Raw genomic sequence first — 19,061 nt, forward strand, 5'->3', positions numbered from 1 at the left:
CGATTATTCCACGATGAACAGCGGCTTACCAGTCATCTCTTTAGGCACTTCCATGTCCATCATCGTTAACATGGTTGCTGCGATGTCAGACAATTTACCGCCTTCAACGGCTTTAGCTGGTTTTCCGACATAGATAAGCGGCACCGGCAGGTTGGTATGAGCGGTATAAGCAGCACCAGTAACCTGATCGCGCATGAGCTCGGCGTTACCGTGATCTGCGGTGATCAGCAACTGGCCACCTACGTTTTGTACGGCTTCCACAACCTGACCGACGCAATGGTCCAGTGTCTCAACGGCTTTAACCGCTGCGTCATAAATACCCGTGTGGCCAACCATATCACCGTTAGGATAGTTACAAATGATCGCATCGTATTTACCGCTGTTGATTGCAGCGACCAGCTTCTCGGTCAACTCAGCAGAGCTCATCTCTGGCTGTAGATCGTAGGTGGCAACTTTTGGTGAGTTGATCAGGATGCGGTCTTCGCCTTTAAACGGTTCTTCAACGCCACCGTTATAGAAGAACGTTACGTGCGCATATTTTTCAGTTTCGGAAATACGCAGCTGGGTTTTGTCATGCTTCATCAGCCATTCGCCGAAAGTGTTTTCCAGTGATGATGGTGGATAAGCACATGCAGCTTTGATGTCAGCAGCGTACTCAGTCAGCATCACGAAGTTGCTGAAGTTAACCACTTTGTTGCGTTTGAAACCGTCGAAGTCGGCGTTAACAAAGGTGCGGGTGATTTGGCGAGCACGGTCAGCGCGGAAGTTCATGAAGATCAGGGCATCGCCGTCTTCCATGATGGCATCTGGTTCACCAGCGGCTTTAATCACGGTTGGTTTAACAAACTCGTCATTTTCATCGCGAGCGTAAGCGGCTTCAAGGCCAGCCACAGCGTTTTCAGCGGTGAATTCGCCTTTGGCTTCGGTCAACAGGTCGTAGGCTAACTGCACGCGATCCCAACGGTTATCGCGATCCATGGCATAGTAGCGACCAATCAGAGAAGCAATACGGCCCTTACCCAGTTCGGCAAATTTCTCGGTGAATCGTTTCAGTGTATTTTCAGCACTGCGCGGCGGAGTGTCACGTCCGTCTAGGAATGCATGCAGGTAGATTTTTTCTGCACCGCGTTTAGCGGCCAGTTCAACCATAGCGAGAATATGTTCTTCGTGACTGTGAACGCCGCCCGGAGACATCAAGCCCATGATGTGGACTGCTTTGCCCAGAGATACGGCTTTATCAACAGCGCCAACCAGCACTTCGTTAGCGAAGAAATCGCCGTCTTTGATTTCTTTATCTAGACGAGTCAGGTCTTGGTATACGATGCGGCCTGCGCCTAAGTTTACGTGACCCACTTCTGAGTTACCCATTTGACCGTCAGGCAGACCCACGTCTAAGCCGGAAGCAGAAATCAGGGTGTGCGGATACTCTTTCCACAAACGATCCATCACAGGACGCTTAGCGTTAAGAATCGCGTTATCTTGGGTTTCTTCGCGGTAACCGTAACCGTCCAGAATCACCAGTACCATAGGTTTTTTGGCGCTCGACATTGCAACAACCTCGTTTCTTTATAAGTTCAAAGTTTGAGTTCAAAATACGTTCAAGTGTGAATAGCCGTTTATGCTAAAACGGATCACTAGCACGCCCGCAGAGCGGTGCCTAAGCAAAGGCCGAATAACATACACGGCTATTTGCACTCAAAGTAGTGTAATTTTACTACAGTCTGTGGTGAATTGAGTGCAGAAAGATCAAATGATCGTTTCTGTTCCGCATTTTGGGCAGGTAAACCCTGTCTGAATAATGAAAAATTTCGGGTTATGCCGCAGATTCGTTTTTAGTAACAGGTCTTCTGGCTGTAATTGATGCACTGCGCAGGTATACTCTGACACTTTGATTTTATCCCTTAACTGACGGGAGTCGTTACACCCCATGCAAATGCAAGAGATTATGCAATTTGTGAGTGCCCATCCCATACTTAGCGTAGCGTGGATTGTTCTGTTTGTAGCAGTACTGGTCACCACCTTTAAAAGCCGTTTCTCCAAAGTAAAAGAAATTACTCGTGGTGAAGCAACTCTTCTCATTAACAAAGAAGATGCCGTAGTCGTTGATACTCGCTCTCGCGAAGATTTCCGCAAAGGACATCTGGCAAACTCTCTGAACCTGACGCCTAGCGACCTGAAAAACGGTAGCTTTGGTGAACTGGATAAACATAAAACTCAGCCAGTCATCGTGGTTTGTGCCAACGGCATGAGCTCTCGTGAATCCGGTGAGCATTTAGTGAAAGCGGGCTTTGAACGCGTTTACACGTTGAAAGATGGTATCGCAGGCTGGAGCGGTGAGAACCTGCCTTTAGCGCGCGGTAAATAATCTGCAAGGAATTGATCATGGCAAACATTGATATCTATACCAAAGCGACCTGTCCTTTCTGTCATCGTGCAAAAGCACTGTTGCAGTCAAAAGGTGCTCAGTTTAATGAAATTGCTATTGATAACGACCCAAAAAAGCGTGAAGAAATGATTGAGCGCAGCGGTCGTACAACCGTGCCACAAATTTTTATTGATGGGCAGCACATTGGTGGCTGTGACGATTTACACGCGCTGGATGCGAAGGGTGGTCTCGACCCGCTTTTGTAATCAGTACGGTATTCGCCCCATAAATCCTATTTATGGATATTAACTTAAAAGGTATTAACACTATGTCAGAACAAAATAACTCAGAGATGTCTTTCCAGATCCAGCGTGTATACACCAAAGATATCTCTTTTGAAGCACCAAACGCACCGGCGGTATTCCAGAAAGAATGGCAGCCAGAAGTTAAACTGGATCTGGATACGGCATCAACCCAACTGGCTGACGGCGTGTTTGAAGTTGTGCTGCGCGTGACGGTAACCGCATCTCTGGGCGAAGAAACTGCATTCCTGTGTGAAGTTCAGCAGGCAGGTATTTTCACAATTTCTGGCATTGAAGGCACTCAGATGGCGCATTGCCTTGGTGCTTACTGCCCGAACATCCTGTTCCCGTATGCGCGTGAATGCATCACCAGCTTGGTTTCTCGTGGTACTTTCCCACAGCTGAACTTAGCTCCCGTTAACTTTGATGCACTGTTCATGAACTATCTGCAGCAAGCTGAAGGCGCAGAAGGTGCTGAACAGCAGCCTCTGGATGCCTAATGAATAACCCAACGGCTTCAATGACCGTCATCGGTGCCGGCTCGTACGGCACCGCTCTGGCAATTACGCTGGCGCGCAATGGGCATCAGGTAGTGCTGTGGGGACACGATCCCAAGCATATCAATGCACTGGATGCTGCGCGTTGTAATCAGGCCTTCCTGCCTGATGTTCCTTTCCCTGATACGCTCAAGCTGGAAACCGATCTTGCGCAGGCAATGGCTGCAAGCCGTGATGTGCTGGTTGTTGTACCTAGCCATGTGTTTGGTGAAGTGCTGCGTCAACTGAAGCCTTATTTGCGTGCTGATTCACGTATCGTTTGGGCAACTAAGGGATTGGAAGCGGAAACAGGCCGTCTGTTGCAAGACGTCGCCCGTGAGGCTCTCGGTCCTGATATTCCTTTAGCGACGCTATCGGGCCCTACGTTTGCGAAAGAGTTGGCTGCGGGTCTTCCCACGGCGATCGCATTATCATCAACTGACGCACAGTTCACTGAAGATTTGCAGCAGCTATTACACTGTGGCAAAAGCTTCCGTGTTTACAGCAACCCCGATTTTATCGGTGTACAGCTGGGCGGCGCGGTGAAAAACGTGATTGCGATTGGTGCGGGAATGTCCGATGGCATCGGTTTTGGGGCAAATGCCAGAACAGCGCTGATCACCCGTGGTTTGACTGAGATGAGCCGTCTTGGCGTTGCGCTAGGTGCCGATCCAACCACCTTTATGGGGATGTCGGGATTAGGCGATTTGGTGCTGACTTGTACCGATAACCAGTCTCGTAACCGCCGTTTCGGAATTATGTTGGGGCAAGGCATTGGCGTACAAGAAGCGCAGGATAAGATTGGTCAGGTGGTAGAAGGTTATCGCAACACCAAAGAGGTGATGGCGTTGGCTCAGCGCTATGGTGTTGAAATGCCGATCACTGAGCAAATCTATCAGGTGCTTTACTGCCATAAAGATGCGCGAGAAGCTGCGCTGACGCTGTTAGGTCGTGCACGCAAAGACGAAAAGACCAGCCGCTAGATGCCAATTTCTTGGCATAACTGCTTGACCGCATGATAGTCGGTCTGGTTAATTGTTGTCTAAATTATATCCCCGTCATACTTGAAGCTGCATGACAAAAAGTCTTAAGGCTTTTGTCATGCAACGCCAATTATTTTGGGTACAGCTGGCGCGAAGATCATCGCGGCAGCAATTAAATAGCAGTAATTTAGGTGAAGTAAGGGAGCGTTGTATGTCGATAGAAGAATTAGAACAAATCTGGCAATGCATCAAAACCGAGGCGCGTGGTTTGGCCGAGTGTGAGCCGATGCTGGCTAGCTTCTATCATGCCACCTTGCTGAAGCATGAAAATCTGGGTAGTGCACTGAGTTACATTTTGGCGAATAAGCTGGCGAACGCCATTATGCCCGCCATTGCGATCCGCGAGGTGGTGGAAGAAGCCTACCGTGCAGACACCAATATGACGGACTATGCGGCGCGCGATATTCTTGCCGTACGTCAGCGTGACCCCGCAGTTGATAAATACTCCACGCCGCTATTGTACCTCAAAGGTTTCCATGCGCTTCAAGCGTATCGCATCGGGCATTGGTTATGGTCACAAGATCGTAAAGCGTTGGCTATTTATCTGCAAAACCAGATTTCCGTTGTTTTTGGGGTGGATATTCACCCTGCTGCGCGCATTGGCTGTGGGATCATGCTCGATCACGCAACCGGAATTGTGATCGGCGAAACCGCCGTTGTAGAAAATGATGTTTCTATTCTGCAATCGGTGACGCTGGGCGGTACGGGAAAAGAGGGCGGCGACCGTCACCCAAAAATCCGCGAAGGCGTAATGATCGGAGCTGGTGCTAAAATTCTCGGCAACATTGAGGTTGGCCGTGGTGCCAAGATTGGGGCGGGCTCAGTTGTCTTGCATCCAATTCCAGCGCATACAACCGCTGCCGGTGTGCCTGCTCGCATTGTCGGACGTCCTGAAAGCGAAAAGCCATCTATGGATATGGATCAGTTGTTTAACGGCGCACATGACGGTTTTGAGTTCGGCGACGGTATCTAAATACAACTTGTCTTCATTTCACGGGGCAGACATTCGCCTGCCTCGCATCATATTCTACTAATAACTTACTCTTTCAGTAGCGCACCTTCGTAGCCCAGTTGGCGCCACGCTTCGTAGACCACAACAGAAACCGCATTTGACAGATTCATGCTGCGACTGCTGGCGAGCATCGGGATACGAATTTTTTGCTGAGCAGGCAGAGCATCCAGAATGTAGGCCGGTAATCCGCGCGTTTCTGGGCCAAACACCAGATAATCACCCGCTTGATAACTTACCGCGCTGTGTGCCGGCGTACCTTTTGTCGTCAAAGCAAAGAGGCGTTCAGGTTTTTCGCTATCGAGAAAGGCTTGATAGTCATGATGTTTTTTTAGCGTGGCGAACTCGTGATAGTCCAGACCTGCGCGGCGCAGACGCTTATCGTCCCAAGTAAAACCTAACGGTTCGATAAGGTGTAATTTAAAGCCCGTGTTGGCGCAAAGACGGATGATATTGCCGGTATTCGGTGGGATTTCTGGTTCAAATAAAACGATATTTAACATGTGGTACGCCCCCAAGGTCAGGGGGCGCATTATACTCCAAACTTATCGCGTATAAAGCGGTAGCCAAAGTGTTAGGCGCAGACCACCCAGAGGGCTGTCTTCGGCCTTGACCCAGCCGTTATGCTGTTCTACCACGGTTTCAACGATTGCCAAGCCTAAGCCTGTACCTCCTGACTCGCGGTCGCGCGCCTCATCAGTGCGATAGAACGGGCGGAAGATCTGCTCACGGTCTTCTGGTGCGACACCTGGGCCGTCATCGTCGACGTGAATGGTGATCCCCTGATTGTCACAGCTAAACGTCACCGCAATTTTGTGATGAGAGTAGCGAAGAGCGTTACGCACGATATTTTCAAACGCACTATCGAGTGCCGCATGGCTGCCAAATAGCGGCCAAGGCCCCGGCGGGCTGATAATCTCTAGCGTTTTGCCGACTTGTTCAGCCTCAAATTTGGCATTTTCCAACACGTCATCCCAAAGCTCATCGGCTTTTAGGTGCTCGCGCTCCAGCTCGGTTTTATGCTGATTGCGAGACAGCGCTAGCAAGTCATTGATCATGCTGTCGAGACGATGAGCTTCTATCTCTATACGCGATAGTTCGTTATATTCACCATGGCGGCGACGCATCAGCGCGGTAGCAAGCTGCAGGCGTGTCAGCGGTGTTCTTAGCTCATGTGAGATATCAGAGATAAGCCGTTGCTGTGCGTTAACCATGCGCTCGAGAGCGCTCACCATTTGGTTGAAACTTGCTCCGGTGGCTAAGAACTCCTGCGGGCCAGCCTCCAATTCGGGATGTTGTTTGAGGTTACCGCTGGCAACATCATCGGCAGCATTTTTAAGCTTACGGGCAGGGCTCGCGAGGCTCCATGCTAACCAGAGCAACAGAGGTGAGCTAATGAGCATCGTAACCAGTAACAGTAACAGCGGGCGGTCAAACATCAGGTTGATGAAGTCGGACTGTGGGCTGCTTGCTGGGCGTACTAGATAGAGCTGGTAATTATCTTCGCCATCACGAATAGGGAAGGGCCCCAACATTTCGAGTCGGCCATATTTTTTCTTTTTCGGCTGGTCTGCGTTATCAGACTGGCCGATAAAGTTACGTACGATCTGCATTTCATTGCGTTGAGCGCCAATAACGCGCCCTTCGCTTGTCACTAACAGAAGCCGCTGACCTGGGGGAGACCATTTATCAATGGCGCGGAACAAGCGACGCCACCACATCAGGTCATTCGCCGGGTCGACAGCTAACTCCGCTTCCACGTGCTGTTCCAGCATAATGCCTTGACGGCGTTCACTGTCCAGTAATGAGGTTAGCTGACGTGAGTCGAGCTTTGGCAGCATCAGCACCACCATCAGCACTAACGCCAGCGTTAACCAGAAAATGGCAAAGATACGTGCCGTAAGGCTGTTAATCATGAAACAGACACCATCAGATAGCCGCGACCGCGTAGCGTTTTAAACCAAGGTTGACCGTCCTTGCGTTCAGGCAGCTTACGGCGCAGGTTAGAAATATGCATATCGATAGCACGGTCAAACGGTGTCAGACGTTTACCCAAGACTTCCTGACTTAGGTGTTCACGTGAAACAACCTGTCCTAAATGCTGAGCCAGCAGATAAAGCAGGGTGAACTCGGTTCCTGTCAGTTCTAATGTTTGTCCATCAAAACTGGCTTCTTGACGCCCCGGATTCAGTAACAGGTGATCAACTTCCAGCGTTGGCGCGTTGCTTTCGTTGCTTTGTTGCTGCTCATTCCAATTCGATCGGCGCAAAATTGCACGGATACGTGCAACTAGCTCGCGATCGTTGAACGGCTTAGGTAAGTAATCATCTGCGCCGAGTTCTAGACCCAGCACGCGATCCAATTCACTACCGCGCGCAGTGAGCATAATTACTGGCGTTTGGTGATGTTGGCGAACTTCTTTCAATGTATCGATACCGTTTTTCTTCGGCATCATGACGTCTAACAATAATAAATCGATGCTGGAATCTAAAAGCTCCAGAGCCTGTTCGCCATCGTGAGCAACGACGACGCTAAAACCTTCTAAATCCAGCAGTTCTTGCAGTAGTGACGTCAGTTCGCGATCGTCATCAACCAGTAAAATTTTATTCATAGGTATTTACCTCCTGACGCAAAATACGACAACAAGTGCCGCTATTCCATGACTTTACTTAGTTTTACATGCACTGACGCTAGTTTTCAGGCCCAGAGCTACACTGATTCTCGTCGATTCACATGAGCCAGCCAATGCAAAGGAGTAGATGATGCGTAAAGTAACCTCGTTAGCCATGACGTTTATGCTTGCGATGGCCTCAACCGCAGCATTTGCCGAAGGCTCTCAACATAACGGTATGTTGTATCAAAGTATGGATCATAACCGCATGTTTGATGGTGTGAATCTTAGTGAACATCAGCGCCAGCAAATGCGAGATTTGATGCAGCTTGCGCGACACGATTTACCCCGCGTTGATATCGCGGAGGCTGAAACCATGCACAATCTGGTAACGGCAGAAAAGTTCGATGAAGCCGCAGTGCGGCAGTTAGCCGAGAAAATGGCTCAGGAGAGTATAAACCGTCAGGTTGAAATGGCGAAAATTCGCAACCAGATGTACAACCTGCTTACTCCAGAGCAAAAGGCCCAGTTAAATGAGCGTTACCAGCAGCGGATTGCCAATTGGCAGCAGCAGATAGCGACCATGCAGAATACTTCAGCCCTGAAGTTAGGTACGAAAGAGTAGCACCCTGTTTTTCCTTGCCATAGACACCATCCCTGTCTTCCCCACCTTACGGTGGGGTTTTTTTTGCCTGTAGTTTGTAAATTAAGATGAGCTAAGTGAGAGGGAGGAGTAAGTCGTCCTCAAGAATAGATATCTTCCCAAACGTAACAGAGCATTGTGCTAATCTGAGCGAAGACAAGCCATGTTCCCAGCGGCCTTTTTTGTCATTAATTCGCTATACTGAACAGCCCTAAATGATTAAAGGATATTTTCATGGACCAGCAATATGCACGGTTAGTTAAAACCGCTGCGCTGGGAGCCACGGTCACAGCCACCGCACTCCTTATTATTAAAACGCTTGCCTGGTGGCACACTGGTTCTGTCAGTCTTTTGGCATCACTGGTGGACTCCATTGTAGATATCGCCGCATCCTTGACGAATTTGCTGGTGGTACGTTACTCATTACAGCCTGCTGATGAAGAACACACCTTTGGCCATGGTAAGGCGGAATCGCTGGCCGCACTGGCACAAAGCATGTTTATTTCCGGCTCCGCATTGTTCCTGTTCCTGACCGGTTTCCAGCACCTTATCAACCCTGAACCGATGACTGACCCAGGTCTTGGTATTGGGGTAACAATTATCGCTTTGGCCTGTACGATGGCATTAGTGACCTTCCAACGCTGGGTGGTACGGAAAACCCGCAGTCAGGCAGTGCGCGCGGATATGCTTCATTACCAGTCTGACGTCATGATGAACGGTGCAATTTTGATTTCACTGGGATTGAGCTGGTACGGTTTCACGCGTGCGGACTCTTTGTTTGCGCTCGGAATCGGCGTTTATATCCTGTATAGCGCGCTGCGTATGGGCTATGAAGCCGTACAGTCTTTGCTAGATCGTGCATTAGATGATGATGAGCGTCAGGCTATTGTTGATATCGTCCATGCTTGGCCGGGCGTTAGCGGAGTACATGATTTAAGAACCCGCCAATCAGGGCCGACGCGTTTTATTCAGTTACATATCGAGATGGACGATAACCTCCCTTTAATTCAGGCTCATGAAATCGCCGAACAAGTTGAGCAGGCTATTTTGCAACGGTTTCCCGGTTCTGACGTCATAATCCATCAGGACCCGTGCTCCGTGGTGCCTGATACTCGAAAAGGGCACTGGGAGGTCTAATCGCGACTAAGCTATAAAGTTATAGTTTAAGCTGGTGGCTGCGGGCGTTATCCCGTTTATCACAGCTTTCACAACCAAAATCATTAGAGAATGTAAGCAATAGTGTGATGGGTGTGGTGGGTTTTTAAATTTATTCCTTTAGTGCTTGGGAAATTTTTTACCACAAACTAGACTGACCTGAATCAATTCAGCTGGATAACTTTGATATAATATTCAGCAGTAGCAGCAATAAACGTTCATTTTCTATACCTGTGTCCTGTACCACATATAATAACGTTTAGCGCGATGGCGAAAACAATTCTTAAGAATAGCATCTACAAGCTCAGAGGTAGTCATGATCAAGAAAATCGGTGTATTGACGAGTGGCGGTGACGCTCCAGGTATGAACGCTGCGATCCGTGGTGTTGTACGTGCGGCATTAGCCAAAGGGTTAGAAGTCTACGGTATCGAGGACGGCTACCTCGGCTTGTATGAAGGTCGTATGAAGCAGCTTGATCGCTCAAGTGTGTCAGACATGATTAACCGTGGCGGTACTTTCTTGGGTTCTGCGCGTTTCCCTGAGTTCCGCGATGATAAAGTGCGTGAGAAAGCCGTTGATAACATGCGTAAAGTTGGGCTAGATGCGCTAGTGGTTATTGGTGGTGATGGTTCATACATGGGGGCGAAGCGTATCACGGAGATGGGCTTCCCTTGCATCGGCTTGCCGGGCACGATCGATAACGACGTTGCAGGTACGGACTACACTATCGGTTACTTCACCGCACTGGAAACTGTCGTTGAAGCGATCGACCGCCTGCGTGATACCTCTTCTTCTCACCAGCGTATTTCTATCGTAGAAGTCATGGGCCGCTACTGTGGTGACCTGACGTTGGCAGCGGCTATCGCTGGGGGCTGTGAGTTTATCGTTCTGCCAGAGGTTGAGTTCAAGCGTGAAGATCTGGTTAACGAAATCAAAGCCGGCATTATCAAAGGCAAAAAACACGCTATCGTGGCAATCACTGAGCACATCTGTGACATCGACGAGTTAGCTAAACATATCGAGCAAGAAACCGGTCGAGAGACTCGTGCAACCGTTCTGGGTCACATCCAGCGTGGTGGGGCTCCAGTCGCCTATGACCGCATTTTAGCTTCCCGCATGGGCGCATACTCTATTGAACTGCTGTTGCAGGGCTACGGTGGACGCTGTGTCGGTATTCAGAACGAAAAGCTGGTTCACCACGATATTATCGACGCGGTAGAAAACATGAAGCGTCCATTCAAAGGTGATTGGCTGGAAACAGCGAAAATGCTGTACTAATTGTTTAAGCCAGAGGCCTAAGCAATTCAGGCGTTAACCATTTCAAAAGCCCCTTCATGGGGCTTTTTTGTTGCTGTGATTGGCAGATCAACCTTTCGTTATTATTCCTTGAAAGCATAACTGTATCTTTTTTATTCTTTAATCATTTTCCTGCTTTCTGGCAGGCTCTCTTTTAACTACTTAGGTAAAAGTTTGGAGAGCGGTGATGCGTAAACTTGGGATTGGTCTGTCGTTACTGCTGGTGGCTACCGGTGCGCTGGCAAAAGATATTCAGTTGCTAAACGTTTCTTATGATCCAACACGAGAGCTTTATCAGCAATATAACGAAGCGTTCAGCAAGCACTACAAACAGGAGACTGGCGATAACGTAACGATCAGACAGTCTCATGGTGGATCGGGCAAGCAGGCGACATCGGTGATTAACGGTATCGAAGCCGACGTAGTGACGCTGGCGCTAGCCTATGATGTTGATGCAATCGCGGAGCGTGGACGAATAGATAAAGCATGGATTAAGCGTCTGCCAGATAATTCGGCACCCTACACTTCAACCATTGTTTTCTTAGTTCGTAAAGGTAACCCAAAGCAAATTCACGACTGGAATGACTTAATTAAGCCGGGCGTTTCAGTTATTACGCCTAACCCTAAAACCTCCGGTGGCGCTCGCTGGAACTATTTAGGTGCGTGGGGTTATGCGCTGGAAAATAACAATAACGATCAGGCTAAGGCGAAAGAGTTCGTCAAAGCGCTGTATAAGAACGTAGAGGTACTTGATTCTGGCGCTCGCGGTGCAACGAATACTTTCGTTGAACGTGGCATCGGCGATGTGTTGATTGCGTGGGAGAACGAAGCGCTACTGGCTCAGCATGAATTGGGCAAAGACCAGTTTGAAATTGTGACGCCGAGTGTTTCTATTCTGGCTGAGCCGACGGTATCCGTGGTGGATAAAGTGGTCGATAAGCGTGGAACGCGTCAGGTTGCGGATGAGTACCTGAAATATCTGTATTCACCTGAAGGGCAGACCATCGCCGCCAAAAATTACTACCGCCCACGTGATGAGGCAATTGCCAAGCAATACAGTCAGCAATTTCCGCAGCTGAAGTTATTCACCGTTGATCAGCTCTTTGGTGGCTGGCAGAAGGCTCAGAAAGAGCATTTTGCAACCGGTGGGGAATTCGATCAGATTTCCCAGAGATAGCATTATCCAGCCATAAAAAACCCCGGTTCTCCGGGGTTTTTTTTGCATGCAAGAAAGCAGAAACGCAATTATGCAGTTTTTGCTTCAGCCGCAGCTTTAACGATAACGGCAAAAGCGTCAGCTTTCAGAGATGCACCGCCAACCAGCGCGCCATCGATATCTGGCTGAGTGAACAGTTCAGCGGCGTTTGCTGCGTTAACAGAACCACCGTATTGGATAATAACTTCTTCAGCTGCTTCGGCATTGTGTTTAGCAATGTGGTCGCGGATGAATTTGTGAACGGCTTGAGCCTGAGCTGGGGTTGCTGATTTGCCAGTACCGATTGCCCATACTGGTTCGTATGCGATAACTGCACCTTTGAACACCTGAGCACCCATGGTTTTCAGCACGGCGTCTAATTGACGAGCGCAAACTTCCTGAGTTTTACCCGCTTCATTTTCTGCGTCGGTTTCACCGATGCACAGCACAGGGATCAGGCCAGCTTCTTTAACGGCTGCAAATTTCTCTGCAATAAACTCGTCGCTTTCTTTGTGGTAAGTACGACGCTCTGAGTGACCGATAATGATGTATTTAGCACCGACATCTTTCAGCATTTGAGCCGAAGTTTCACCGGTGAATGCACCAGAAGCGTTGATACCAACGTCTTGTGCACCCAGTGCGATACGAGAACCTGCCAGAGTATGTGCAGCCTGGTCCAGATAGATGGTTGGTGGAGCGATAGCAACGTCACAGTTGGCTACGGCGCTCAGTTCGTTGCGCAGCGCAAGGATCAGTTCGTTGACCATGTGGTGGCTGCCGTTGAGTTTCCAGTTGCCCATGACTAATGGTTGACGCATTTTCATTTCTCCAATTCGGAACACATAATCGTAAAAGTCTGCCTTACCGGCATTGTCTGTAAATCAGTATAGAAAGCTCGCGACTAAGAAGTTTTGTTTTCCATCATGAAATACGAAAGGATGCGATTAAGCCGCATTATCTGATAGCGACAGCTTAATCGGTTCAACTGCGAAAGTAATACCTTTTTCTGCGCTATCCGATACGACATAACGCATCGCCCCATCATTTTGGGCGAAATAGAGCTGGCCTTTGCCTTTATTCAACAGCGAGGAGACTTTAGCCGTGCATTGATCAAAGGTTAGTGTAGGCGAAAAGTGCCGCATGATAGCGGCCATGTAGTTGATGGCGAGTTCGCGCGACTCGCGTGAGACTTTATCGTCTGATTTATCGAGCTTCTTGCCGTCTTTTCCATTTTCTTTATCGTTTTTTATCGACACGGGCGGAATGTAGGTGATCTGTAAGCTCTTGATTTTTCCTGTGCCCTTTTCCAGTACAACCGAAGAGTAGAGATAATCATTGATTTTGCTGGCGGCGCGCGTGATAGCCGTCTCTTCGTTTTTTACGCTAATAGCCCGATATTCGTTGATGACAAGCGTCGGGTTTTCAATGTTGTACTTGGCGCGAAATTGAACCAGTGTCAGGTCGAACGTTGGGGCGTTGGGCAATAGGTAAGGGGCAGCGGGGAGCTCGTCAGAAAGTGTACGCCCTTCTTCCTGCGCAGCACTGACAGAAAAACTGCTGCCTGCATACCATAGAATCAGTATTGCGAAGAAAGCCTTGGATGTGTAGCAACTCGTTTTTTTCATTGTTGGTCTGATGTTCCAATCTGCCATTCTGAATGTTGGTAATACACACGCCTATACCTGATTAAAGCGTTTTCGAAGGGTGATTGTCAAAATTGTGTGCAAAATTTCCCGAGGCCGAGAGAGATAAGGTAAACTTTGCCGCCATTAGCTCTATACCCGTCATACTTCGAGATGCATGTGCGTTGGCTGCGCTCGCTTACCCGAATCACTGACTAGAGTAAGCTCATCGGGATTGGCTCACTTGCCGCCTTCCTGTAACTCGAAATATTGAGGGTATAATAACGTAGGCAACTTCAGATTATGACCATTCAAAAGTGGTGTTTCTCTTTTAACGGACGAATTGGGCGGCGCGATTTCTGGATATGGATGGGATTGTGGGCGCTTCTGTTAGTGATTATTTTTTCGATTGCTGGAAGTGGCTGGATTTCGTTACAAACGGCGGCCTTTGGTTTGGTTTTTTCATTGTGGCCAACGGCAGCGGTGTTGGTAAAGCGCTTGCACGATCGCAATAAGTCGGGCTGGTGGGCTCTTTTGGTCGTTGTGGCCTGGATGCTGGCTGCAGGAAACTGGAGTATGTTAGCCGAGATCTGGCAGTGGGGAGTTGGGCGTTTTATTCCTACGCTGATCGGGGTGATGATGCTGATCGACTGTGGTTCGTTTATAGGTACCGAAGGGGATAACCGTTTTGGCCCAGAACCAACGCCGGTCGATTTTAAGAACGCAGGCCGTTAAGCCAAAAAAATGCCGGTGGTCAAACCGGCACATGTTTTATCATCGCTGAAATTTACCAGTAATGCTCACTGGTGATGTGCCCCGGTTTACGGCGCAGATGCTTGCGCATTCCACGTGAATCCTTCAGCACTTGTTGGGTATCCCGCACCATTTGCGGATTGCCGCACAACATCACGTGGCTCTCTTCAGCGTCGATTTTCAAACCTACCGCAGCTTCCAAAGAACCATTCTCAATGAGCGCAGGAACGCGCCCCTGAAGTGAACCTGCGGCATTCTCACGGCTTACTACGGTTTGAATCCGTAATTTGCCGTTGTAGCGCTGTTCCAACTGCTGCATCAATGGCAGATAGCTTAAGTCCTGCGCTAAGCGAGCGGCATGAACTAAGACAATATTCTCAAAGCGCTCGAGATCTTTACCTTCCTGCAAAATTGATAAATATGGCCCCAATGCAGTACCGGTCGCCAGCATCCAAAGCGTTTTACAGTCTGGAACTTCATCCAGAACAAAGAAACCGGCGGCTTCTTCTGTGACCTGTAAAGTATCACCTGCCTGAAGTCTATGCAGACGCGGACTGAGCTTACCATCAGGTACGGTTACCAGATAAAACTCTAAGTTATTATCGCTTGGCGCATTTACATACGAATAAGCGCGCTGTACACGCTCTCCGTCAATATCTAAGCCCAGTTTGGCAAACTGTCCGGCAGTAAAGTTATGGACCGGTGCTTGCAGCGTGATGCTGAACAGATTCTCTGTCCAGTGTTGAACTTGAGTAATGGTGCCCGTTACCCATTCAGCCATGGTTACAACTCCCGAGGTGTAATGCGATATGCACAGCGACGTGAGTTGGAAATAATATGCTCGACGCGGTCAATTTGATAGTTTGGACCCAACAGGCGATGCAATAAACTCAACTCAGAGTTACATAAGTTACCGCAGTTATGGGCTGCAACGCCAATCGGACAGTGGTTTTCAATCAGCACCACGGCATCATCTTCAACCTCAAGTTCGGCCATGTAGCCGTCGTTTTGGCGCAAGCGAGCCAGTGCCTGAAAACGTTCTTCGCCTTCGGGATATTTTTCCAGCTCCGTTGCGTAGCGCTGGAACAGTGAGTCTTCGCGGACATTAATGAGTTTTTCAACACCTTCATCGCCGAAGAGTTGCTGCGCGGCACCGAGGATCACGCGCGACAGGTCTTGATGGCGATCGGGGAACTGACTGTGTCCCTTGGTCGTTAGCGACCAGTAACGAGTTGGGCGGCCCACTTTGGTTCTGGCCTCTTCATAACAGACAAGTTCGCGTTGTTCGAGCTGTTGTAAATGCTGACGAATGCCCATTGTGGTGATCGATATTCTATCAGCCAGCATCTTGGCTGACTGAGGACCAAGGCTTTTCAACTGCAGCATGATCAATTCTGGTGTCTTCATGACTCAAATCCTTTTGGAAAGTGGGTATACCCGTCATACTTCAACTTGCATTTTTGTTGGCTGCGTTCATTCATCCGAATCGCTTACTAGAGTAAGTTCATCGGGATTCACTCGCTTGCTTTCTCAATGCAACTCGAATTATTTTGGGTATATAGTTTAATAACTTATATATCTCTATTAAATGATTAATATCCTCTATTTTTAATCCCGTCGCAGAATGAACATCCCGCTGTAACTTTTTCTTTACGAGCTAGGTACTTTTGTATGCCAAAATCAGCCAGAATAAAGAACCTTCCTCGCTCGTTTATTTAATCTAATCTGTTAGATTATGCGCCGATCTATGGCTTTAACTTCCTGACATTTATGTCATGAATAGTTAATGATACTAATTTGATGCGTTGGCAAGCGTAAAATAATGAGAAAGCTCGAGAATTTTCACCTGTTAGTGATGTTGATTCTGCTCGTCGCAGTTGGCCAGATGGCACAGACCATCTATGTGCCTTCTATTGCAGATATGGCGCGTGATCTGGGCGTGCGCAGTGGCGCTGTGCAAGGGGTCATGGCCGCTTATTTGCTGACCTACGGTGGATCGCAGTTGATCTACGGCCCCATCTCCGATCGTGTGGGACGTCGCCCGGTCATTTTGGCGGGGATGGGGATTTTCATCATTGGTGCGCTGTGGGCGTTGCTATCGACCAATTTAGATATGTTGGTTATGGCAAGCGCGTTACAAGGCATGGGAACCGGCGTGGCTGGTGTGATGGCTCGTACTATGCCGCGCGACCTCTATGAAGGGCCTTCTCTACGCTATGCCAACAGCCTATTGAACATGGGGATTCTCGTCAGTCCGCTGTTGGCACCGGTGATTGGCGGTATGCTGGATTCTGTACTCGGTTGGCGCGCTTGCTATGGCTTTTTGCTGCTGCTTTGCGCGTGCGTTGCGTTTTCAATGTACCGCTGGCTGCCAGAAACGCGTCCGGCAAATGCGCCGCGTAAGAATATGTTTGCCAGCTACAAAATGCTGCTGACCAACGGTTCTTTCGGCTGCTATTTGATTATGCTCGTGGGTGGACTTGCAGGGGTTGCGGTATTCGAGGCTTGTTCCGGTGTGCTGATGGGCGGCGTTTTGGGGCTCAGCGGTATCGTCGTGAGTATTCTGTTTATCTTACCTATCCCCGCTGCCTTCTTTGGTGCGTGGTACGCAGGGCGTCAGGGGAAAAGCTTCTCCACCCTGATGTGGCATTCGGTAATCAGCTGCTTGCTCGCTGGCGTTATGATGTGGATCCCAGGCTGGTTTGGCATTATGAATATTTGGACGCTGGTGGTGCCTGCAGCACTGTTCTTCTTTGGCGCCGGAATGCTATTCCCGCTGGCAACAACAGGGGCTATGGAGCCATTTCCATTCTTGGCAGGGGCTGCGGGTGCATTGGTAGGCGGTTTACAAAACGTGGGTTCTGGCGCAATGGCTTGGTTCTCTGCGTTATTACCACAGACGGGGCAGTTCAGCTTAGGGATGTTAATGACGGCAATGGGCGTGATGATTTTGCTCTGCTGGCTGCCGCTTGCGCATAAAATGCAGCAGCAAGGGCATATGGTGTAAGTCGAGCCCTAAAACCTCAGCCTCGCCAGTGAATGAGAGGCTGAGAGATAGCGAAACTAGATGATTAATTCACAAATCTTTGGATCTTTGCGATCGAGATAATGTGTCGAACGAATACGGCGAATAGTGCGTGATTTACCGCGCACCAGCAGAGTTTCAGTGGTAGCCATATTCCCTTTACGATAAATACCTTCCAGCAAATCACCTTTGGTTATTCCCGTCGCGGAGAATACGACGTTATCGTTGCGTGCCATTTCGTCTAAGCGCAGCACTTTACCCGCTTCGATTCCCATCTCAGCGCAACGCTTGAGCTCTTGTTCGCCAAGCGCGCGGTTTTCTGGGGTATCGCCTTTTACATCGTGTCGAGCGATCAGGCGGCCATGCATATCACCATCTAGCGCACGGATCACAGCGGCTGAGACAACACCTTCTGGCGCGCCGCCGATGCCGTACATGACGTCAACTTCGCTTTCAGGCATACAGGTCAGAATTGAAGCTGCTACGTCGCCGTCAGGAATCGCAAATACTTTAACGCCAAGCGTCTGCATTTCAGCAATTACAGCGTCATGGCGTGGTTTTGCCAGCGTAATGACGGTTAGCTCATGCAGCGGTTTTTCTAGCTTCTCGGCAACCAGACGCAGGTTTTCGGCCAATGGTCGATTTAAATCGATAACGCCTTTGGCCTGAGGGCCGACAACCAGTTTCTCCATATACATATCCGGTGCGCGCAAAAAAGTACCTTTATCGCCAACGGCCATAACGGCTAGCGCATTAGATTGACCCATGGCGGTCATACGGGTGCCTTCAATGGGATCGACGGCGATATCAACCTGATCGCCGTTACCAGTACCAACACGCTCACCGATATACAACATTGGAGCTTCATCGATTTCACCCTCACCGATCACGATTTCACCGTCGATATCGACTTGGTTAAGCATGATGCGCATGGCATTAACGGCAGCGCCGTCAGCGGCATTTTTATCACCACGGCCTAACCACTTGTATCCAGCCAGAGCTGCGGCTTCGGTGACGCGGGAGAATTCGATGGCTAATTCACGTTTCATGATAGATCCGTATTGGTTACTGAAAGATTGAGGGATGATTATGGAGGGATTTTACCACAAGGTAGGAAGTGGGGTGTCCGCCTTATGTAGGTATCTAAACAAGGTGCTCAAACGCTGTTGCCTACGTCAGAACCTTTCTATGCTTGTACCGTGAATGGTTTCGTACGCCCGTTAGCATTAGAACTTCCATTAGGCGGCTGACGTAGGCGTACGACGAGAGGTTGCCAGCGCGCAACCTCTCGACTCTCGCGCTTTTTACCGAGTCGTTTGGCCGACCGGTCTCAGAGCGCACATCCCTGTGCGCCTTCGTCCTACCGCCATCATCCCTGATGGCGGTTCTATCATGCATTTCATTCAACACGAGAAGACAAAGCAATATTGTTTTGTCTTTTAAAAGCTTAAGTGTTGGCAGGGAGAGCCGTCACGACAGGGATGTCGTGACGGAGTTTGGGGCGC

Annotated in this window: 20 protein-coding genes; 11 read left to right on the forward strand and 9 right to left on the reverse strand. The window is 49.3% G+C overall.

What is annotated here, in order from left to right; translation table 11 throughout:
• Nucleotides 1-3 precede the first annotated feature (3 nt).
• Complete coding sequence (gene gpmM, locus HMPREF3091_RS08860; RefSeq protein WP_004094166.1) at nucleotides 4-1,548, reverse strand: 2,3-bisphosphoglycerate-independent phosphoglycerate mutase; 1,545 nt, start codon at nucleotides 1,546-1,548, stop codon at nucleotides 4-6.
• 385 nt (nucleotides 1,549-1,933) lie between these two features.
• On the opposite strand from gpmM, the gene HMPREF3091_RS08865 reads away from it, so the two are divergent.
• The 5 genes from HMPREF3091_RS08865 (at nucleotide 1,934) to cysE (ending at nucleotide 5,219) form a co-directional block, all read left to right on the forward strand.
• On the forward strand, nucleotides 1,934-2,365 hold the full coding sequence (locus HMPREF3091_RS08865) for a rhodanese-like domain-containing protein (protein ID WP_035503673.1): 432 nt from the start codon (nucleotides 1,934-1,936) through the stop codon (nucleotides 2,363-2,365).
• A gap of 17 nt (nucleotides 2,366-2,382) precedes the next feature.
• Entirely contained in the window at nucleotides 2,383-2,631 is a 249-nt protein-coding gene (gene grxC, locus HMPREF3091_RS08870; RefSeq protein WP_070715383.1) for a glutaredoxin 3, read from the forward strand.
• A gap of 62 nt (nucleotides 2,632-2,693) precedes the next feature.
• A complete protein-coding gene (gene secB / locus HMPREF3091_RS08875) occupies nucleotides 2,694-3,167 on the forward strand; it encodes a protein-export chaperone SecB (protein ID WP_008815784.1) in 474 nt (157 codons plus the stop codon).
• Complete coding sequence (gpsA, locus tag HMPREF3091_RS08880) at nucleotides 3,167-4,186, forward strand: NAD(P)H-dependent glycerol-3-phosphate dehydrogenase (protein ID WP_004094179.1); 1,020 nt, start codon at nucleotides 3,167-3,169, stop codon at nucleotides 4,184-4,186. The genes secB and gpsA overlap by 1 nt, the downstream gene beginning before the upstream one ends.
• 211 nt (nucleotides 4,187-4,397) lie before the next feature.
• The gene (gene cysE, locus HMPREF3091_RS08885) at nucleotides 4,398-5,219 is read left to right on the forward strand and encodes a serine O-acetyltransferase (protein ID WP_008815786.1); all 822 of its coding nucleotides are present in this window, start codon (nucleotides 4,398-4,400) and stop codon (nucleotides 5,217-5,219) included.
• Nucleotides 5,220-5,284: 65 nt separating this feature from the next.
• Here cysE and trmL read toward each other — a convergent pair whose 3' ends face one another.
• Genes trmL through cpxR form a run of 3 tightly spaced genes read right to left on the reverse strand, consistent with a single transcriptional unit; the run spans nucleotide 5,285 to nucleotide 7,866 of the window.
• A complete protein-coding gene (gene trmL / locus HMPREF3091_RS08890; RefSeq protein WP_035503657.1) occupies nucleotides 5,285-5,758 on the reverse strand; it encodes a tRNA (uridine(34)/cytosine(34)/5-carboxymethylaminomethyluridine(34)-2'-O)-methyltransferase TrmL in 474 nt (157 codons plus the stop codon).
• 42 nt (nucleotides 5,759-5,800) lie between these two features.
• On the reverse strand, nucleotides 5,801-7,171 hold the full coding sequence (cpxA, locus tag HMPREF3091_RS08895; protein ID WP_070715385.1) for an envelope stress sensor histidine kinase CpxA: 1,371 nt from the start codon (nucleotides 7,169-7,171) through the stop codon (nucleotides 5,801-5,803).
• A complete protein-coding gene (cpxR, locus tag HMPREF3091_RS08900) occupies nucleotides 7,168-7,866 on the reverse strand; it encodes an envelope stress response regulator transcription factor CpxR (RefSeq protein WP_004094186.1) in 699 nt (232 codons plus the stop codon). Before cpxR ends, cpxA begins: the two co-directional genes overlap by 4 nt.
• A gap of 151 nt (nucleotides 7,867-8,017) precedes the next feature.
• On the opposite strand from cpxR, the gene cpxP reads away from it, so the two are divergent.
• The 4 genes from cpxP to HMPREF3091_RS08920 all read left to right on the forward strand — a co-directional run bounded on the left by cpxP (nucleotide 8,018) and on the right by HMPREF3091_RS08920 (nucleotide 12,138).
• Nucleotides 8,018-8,491 carry a cell-envelope stress modulator CpxP gene (cpxP, locus tag HMPREF3091_RS08905; protein WP_020303931.1) on the forward strand — a complete coding sequence of 158 codons (474 nt, stop codon included), beginning with the start codon at nucleotides 8,018-8,020 and terminating at the stop codon, nucleotides 8,489-8,491.
• Between the two features lie 252 nt (nucleotides 8,492-8,743).
• Nucleotides 8,744-9,646, forward strand: coding sequence for a CDF family cation-efflux transporter FieF (gene fieF, locus HMPREF3091_RS08910; RefSeq protein ID WP_070715387.1), 903 nt, complete (start codon nucleotides 8,744-8,746; stop codon nucleotides 9,644-9,646).
• A gap of 334 nt (nucleotides 9,647-9,980) precedes the next feature.
• Nucleotides 9,981-10,943, forward strand: coding sequence for a 6-phosphofructokinase (pfkA, locus tag HMPREF3091_RS08915; RefSeq protein WP_004094193.1), 963 nt, complete (start codon nucleotides 9,981-9,983; stop codon nucleotides 10,941-10,943).
• Nucleotides 10,944-11,148: 205 nt separating this feature from the next.
• Entirely contained in the window at nucleotides 11,149-12,138 is a 990-nt protein-coding gene (locus HMPREF3091_RS08920; RefSeq protein ID WP_039185201.1) for a sulfate ABC transporter substrate-binding protein, read from the forward strand.
• A 68-nt stretch (nucleotides 12,139-12,206) separates the two neighbouring features.
• On the opposite strand, the gene tpiA is transcribed toward HMPREF3091_RS08920, so the two are convergent.
• On the reverse strand, nucleotides 12,207-12,974 hold the full coding sequence (gene tpiA / locus HMPREF3091_RS08925; protein WP_008815791.1) for a triose-phosphate isomerase: 768 nt from the start codon (nucleotides 12,972-12,974) through the stop codon (nucleotides 12,207-12,209).
• A gap of 126 nt (nucleotides 12,975-13,100) precedes the next feature.
• On the reverse strand, nucleotides 13,101-13,808 hold the full coding sequence (locus HMPREF3091_RS08930; RefSeq protein WP_070715388.1) for a DUF1454 family protein: 708 nt from the start codon (nucleotides 13,806-13,808) through the stop codon (nucleotides 13,101-13,103).
• A 273-nt stretch (nucleotides 13,809-14,081) separates the two neighbouring features.
• Between HMPREF3091_RS08930 and HMPREF3091_RS08935 the strand changes: the two genes are divergently transcribed.
• Nucleotides 14,082-14,513: a DUF805 domain-containing protein gene (locus HMPREF3091_RS08935; RefSeq protein WP_061059354.1), complete on the forward strand. Its 432-nt coding sequence runs from the start codon at nucleotides 14,082-14,084 to the stop codon at nucleotides 14,511-14,513.
• 52 nt (nucleotides 14,514-14,565) lie between these two features.
• Here HMPREF3091_RS08935 and fpr read toward each other — a convergent pair whose 3' ends face one another.
• Nucleotides 14,566-15,312, reverse strand: coding sequence for a ferredoxin--NADP(+) reductase (fpr, locus tag HMPREF3091_RS08940; protein ID WP_070715390.1), 747 nt, complete (start codon nucleotides 15,310-15,312; stop codon nucleotides 14,566-14,568).
• Between the two features lie 2 nt (nucleotides 15,313-15,314).
• Nucleotides 15,315-15,938 (reverse strand): helix-turn-helix transcriptional regulator, encoded by a 624-nt coding sequence (locus HMPREF3091_RS08945; protein ID WP_004094203.1) that lies wholly within the window; start codon nucleotides 15,936-15,938, stop codon nucleotides 15,315-15,317.
• Between the two features lie 415 nt (nucleotides 15,939-16,353).
• Here HMPREF3091_RS08945 and emrD point away from each other — a divergent pair, with 415 nt between their 5' ends.
• Nucleotides 16,354-17,538 (forward strand): multidrug efflux MFS transporter EmrD, encoded by a 1,185-nt coding sequence (gene emrD, locus HMPREF3091_RS08950; protein ID WP_070715393.1) that lies wholly within the window; start codon nucleotides 16,354-16,356, stop codon nucleotides 17,536-17,538.
• A 56-nt stretch (nucleotides 17,539-17,594) separates the two neighbouring features.
• Here emrD and glpX read toward each other — a convergent pair whose 3' ends face one another.
• The gene (gene glpX, locus HMPREF3091_RS08955; RefSeq protein ID WP_070715395.1) at nucleotides 17,595-18,605 is read right to left on the reverse strand and encodes a class II fructose-bisphosphatase; all 1,011 of its coding nucleotides are present in this window, start codon (nucleotides 18,603-18,605) and stop codon (nucleotides 17,595-17,597) included.
• Nucleotides 18,606-19,061 lie beyond the last annotated feature (456 nt).

This window comes from Hafnia sp. HMSC23F03, assembly GCF_001816025.1.
GTDB classification, from domain to species: domain Bacteria; phylum Pseudomonadota; class Gammaproteobacteria; order Enterobacterales; family Enterobacteriaceae; genus Hafnia; species Hafnia paralvei.

What these genes read in the sequence shown, in the direction of transcription:
- pfkA (WP_004094193.1), top strand. Translation starts at nt 9,981, where the DNA reads ATGATCAAGAAAATCGGTGTATTGACGAGTGGCGGTGACGCTCCAGGT.
- gpsA (WP_004094179.1), top strand. Translation starts at nt 3,167, where the DNA reads ATGAATAACCCAACGGCTTCAATGACCGTCATCGGTGCCGGCTCGTAC.
- cpxR (WP_004094186.1), bottom strand. Translation starts at nt 7,866, where the DNA reads ATGAATAAAATTTTACTGGTTGATGACGATCGCGAACTGACGTCACTA.
- emrD (WP_070715393.1), top strand. Translation starts at nt 16,354, where the DNA reads ATGAGAAAGCTCGAGAATTTTCACCTGTTAGTGATGTTGATTCTGCTC.
- fpr (WP_070715390.1), bottom strand. Translation starts at nt 15,312, where the DNA reads ATGGCTGAATGGGTAACGGGCACCATTACTCAAGTTCAACACTGGACA.
- secB (WP_008815784.1), top strand. Translation starts at nt 2,694, where the DNA reads ATGTCAGAACAAAATAACTCAGAGATGTCTTTCCAGATCCAGCGTGTA.
- tpiA (WP_008815791.1), bottom strand. Translation starts at nt 12,974, where the DNA reads ATGCGTCAACCATTAGTCATGGGCAACTGGAAACTCAACGGCAGCCAC.
- cpxP (WP_020303931.1), top strand. Translation starts at nt 8,018, where the DNA reads ATGCGTAAAGTAACCTCGTTAGCCATGACGTTTATGCTTGCGATGGCC.
- cpxA (WP_070715385.1), bottom strand. Translation starts at nt 7,171, where the DNA reads ATGATTAACAGCCTTACGGCACGTATCTTTGCCATTTTCTGGTTAACG.
- HMPREF3091_RS08920 (WP_039185201.1), top strand. Translation starts at nt 11,149, where the DNA reads ATGCGTAAACTTGGGATTGGTCTGTCGTTACTGCTGGTGGCTACCGGT.
- glpX (WP_070715395.1), bottom strand. Translation starts at nt 18,605, where the DNA reads ATGAAACGTGAATTAGCCATCGAATTCTCCCGCGTCACCGAAGCCGCA.
- HMPREF3091_RS08930 (WP_070715388.1), bottom strand. Translation starts at nt 13,808, where the DNA reads ATGGCAGATTGGAACATCAGACCAACAATGAAAAAAACGAGTTGCTAC.
- fieF (WP_070715387.1), top strand. Translation starts at nt 8,744, where the DNA reads ATGGACCAGCAATATGCACGGTTAGTTAAAACCGCTGCGCTGGGAGCC.
- gpmM (WP_004094166.1), bottom strand. Translation starts at nt 1,548, where the DNA reads ATGTCGAGCGCCAAAAAACCTATGGTACTGGTGATTCTGGACGGTTAC.
- HMPREF3091_RS08865 (WP_035503673.1), top strand. Translation starts at nt 1,934, where the DNA reads ATGCAAGAGATTATGCAATTTGTGAGTGCCCATCCCATACTTAGCGTA.
- HMPREF3091_RS08935 (WP_061059354.1), top strand. Translation starts at nt 14,082, where the DNA reads ATGACCATTCAAAAGTGGTGTTTCTCTTTTAACGGACGAATTGGGCGG.
- grxC (WP_070715383.1), top strand. Translation starts at nt 2,383, where the DNA reads ATGGCAAACATTGATATCTATACCAAAGCGACCTGTCCTTTCTGTCAT.
- cysE (WP_008815786.1), top strand. Translation starts at nt 4,398, where the DNA reads ATGTCGATAGAAGAATTAGAACAAATCTGGCAATGCATCAAAACCGAG.
- HMPREF3091_RS08945 (WP_004094203.1), bottom strand. Translation starts at nt 15,938, where the DNA reads ATGAAGACACCAGAATTGATCATGCTGCAGTTGAAAAGCCTTGGTCCT.
- trmL (WP_035503657.1), bottom strand. Translation starts at nt 5,758, where the DNA reads ATGTTAAATATCGTTTTATTTGAACCAGAAATCCCACCGAATACCGGC.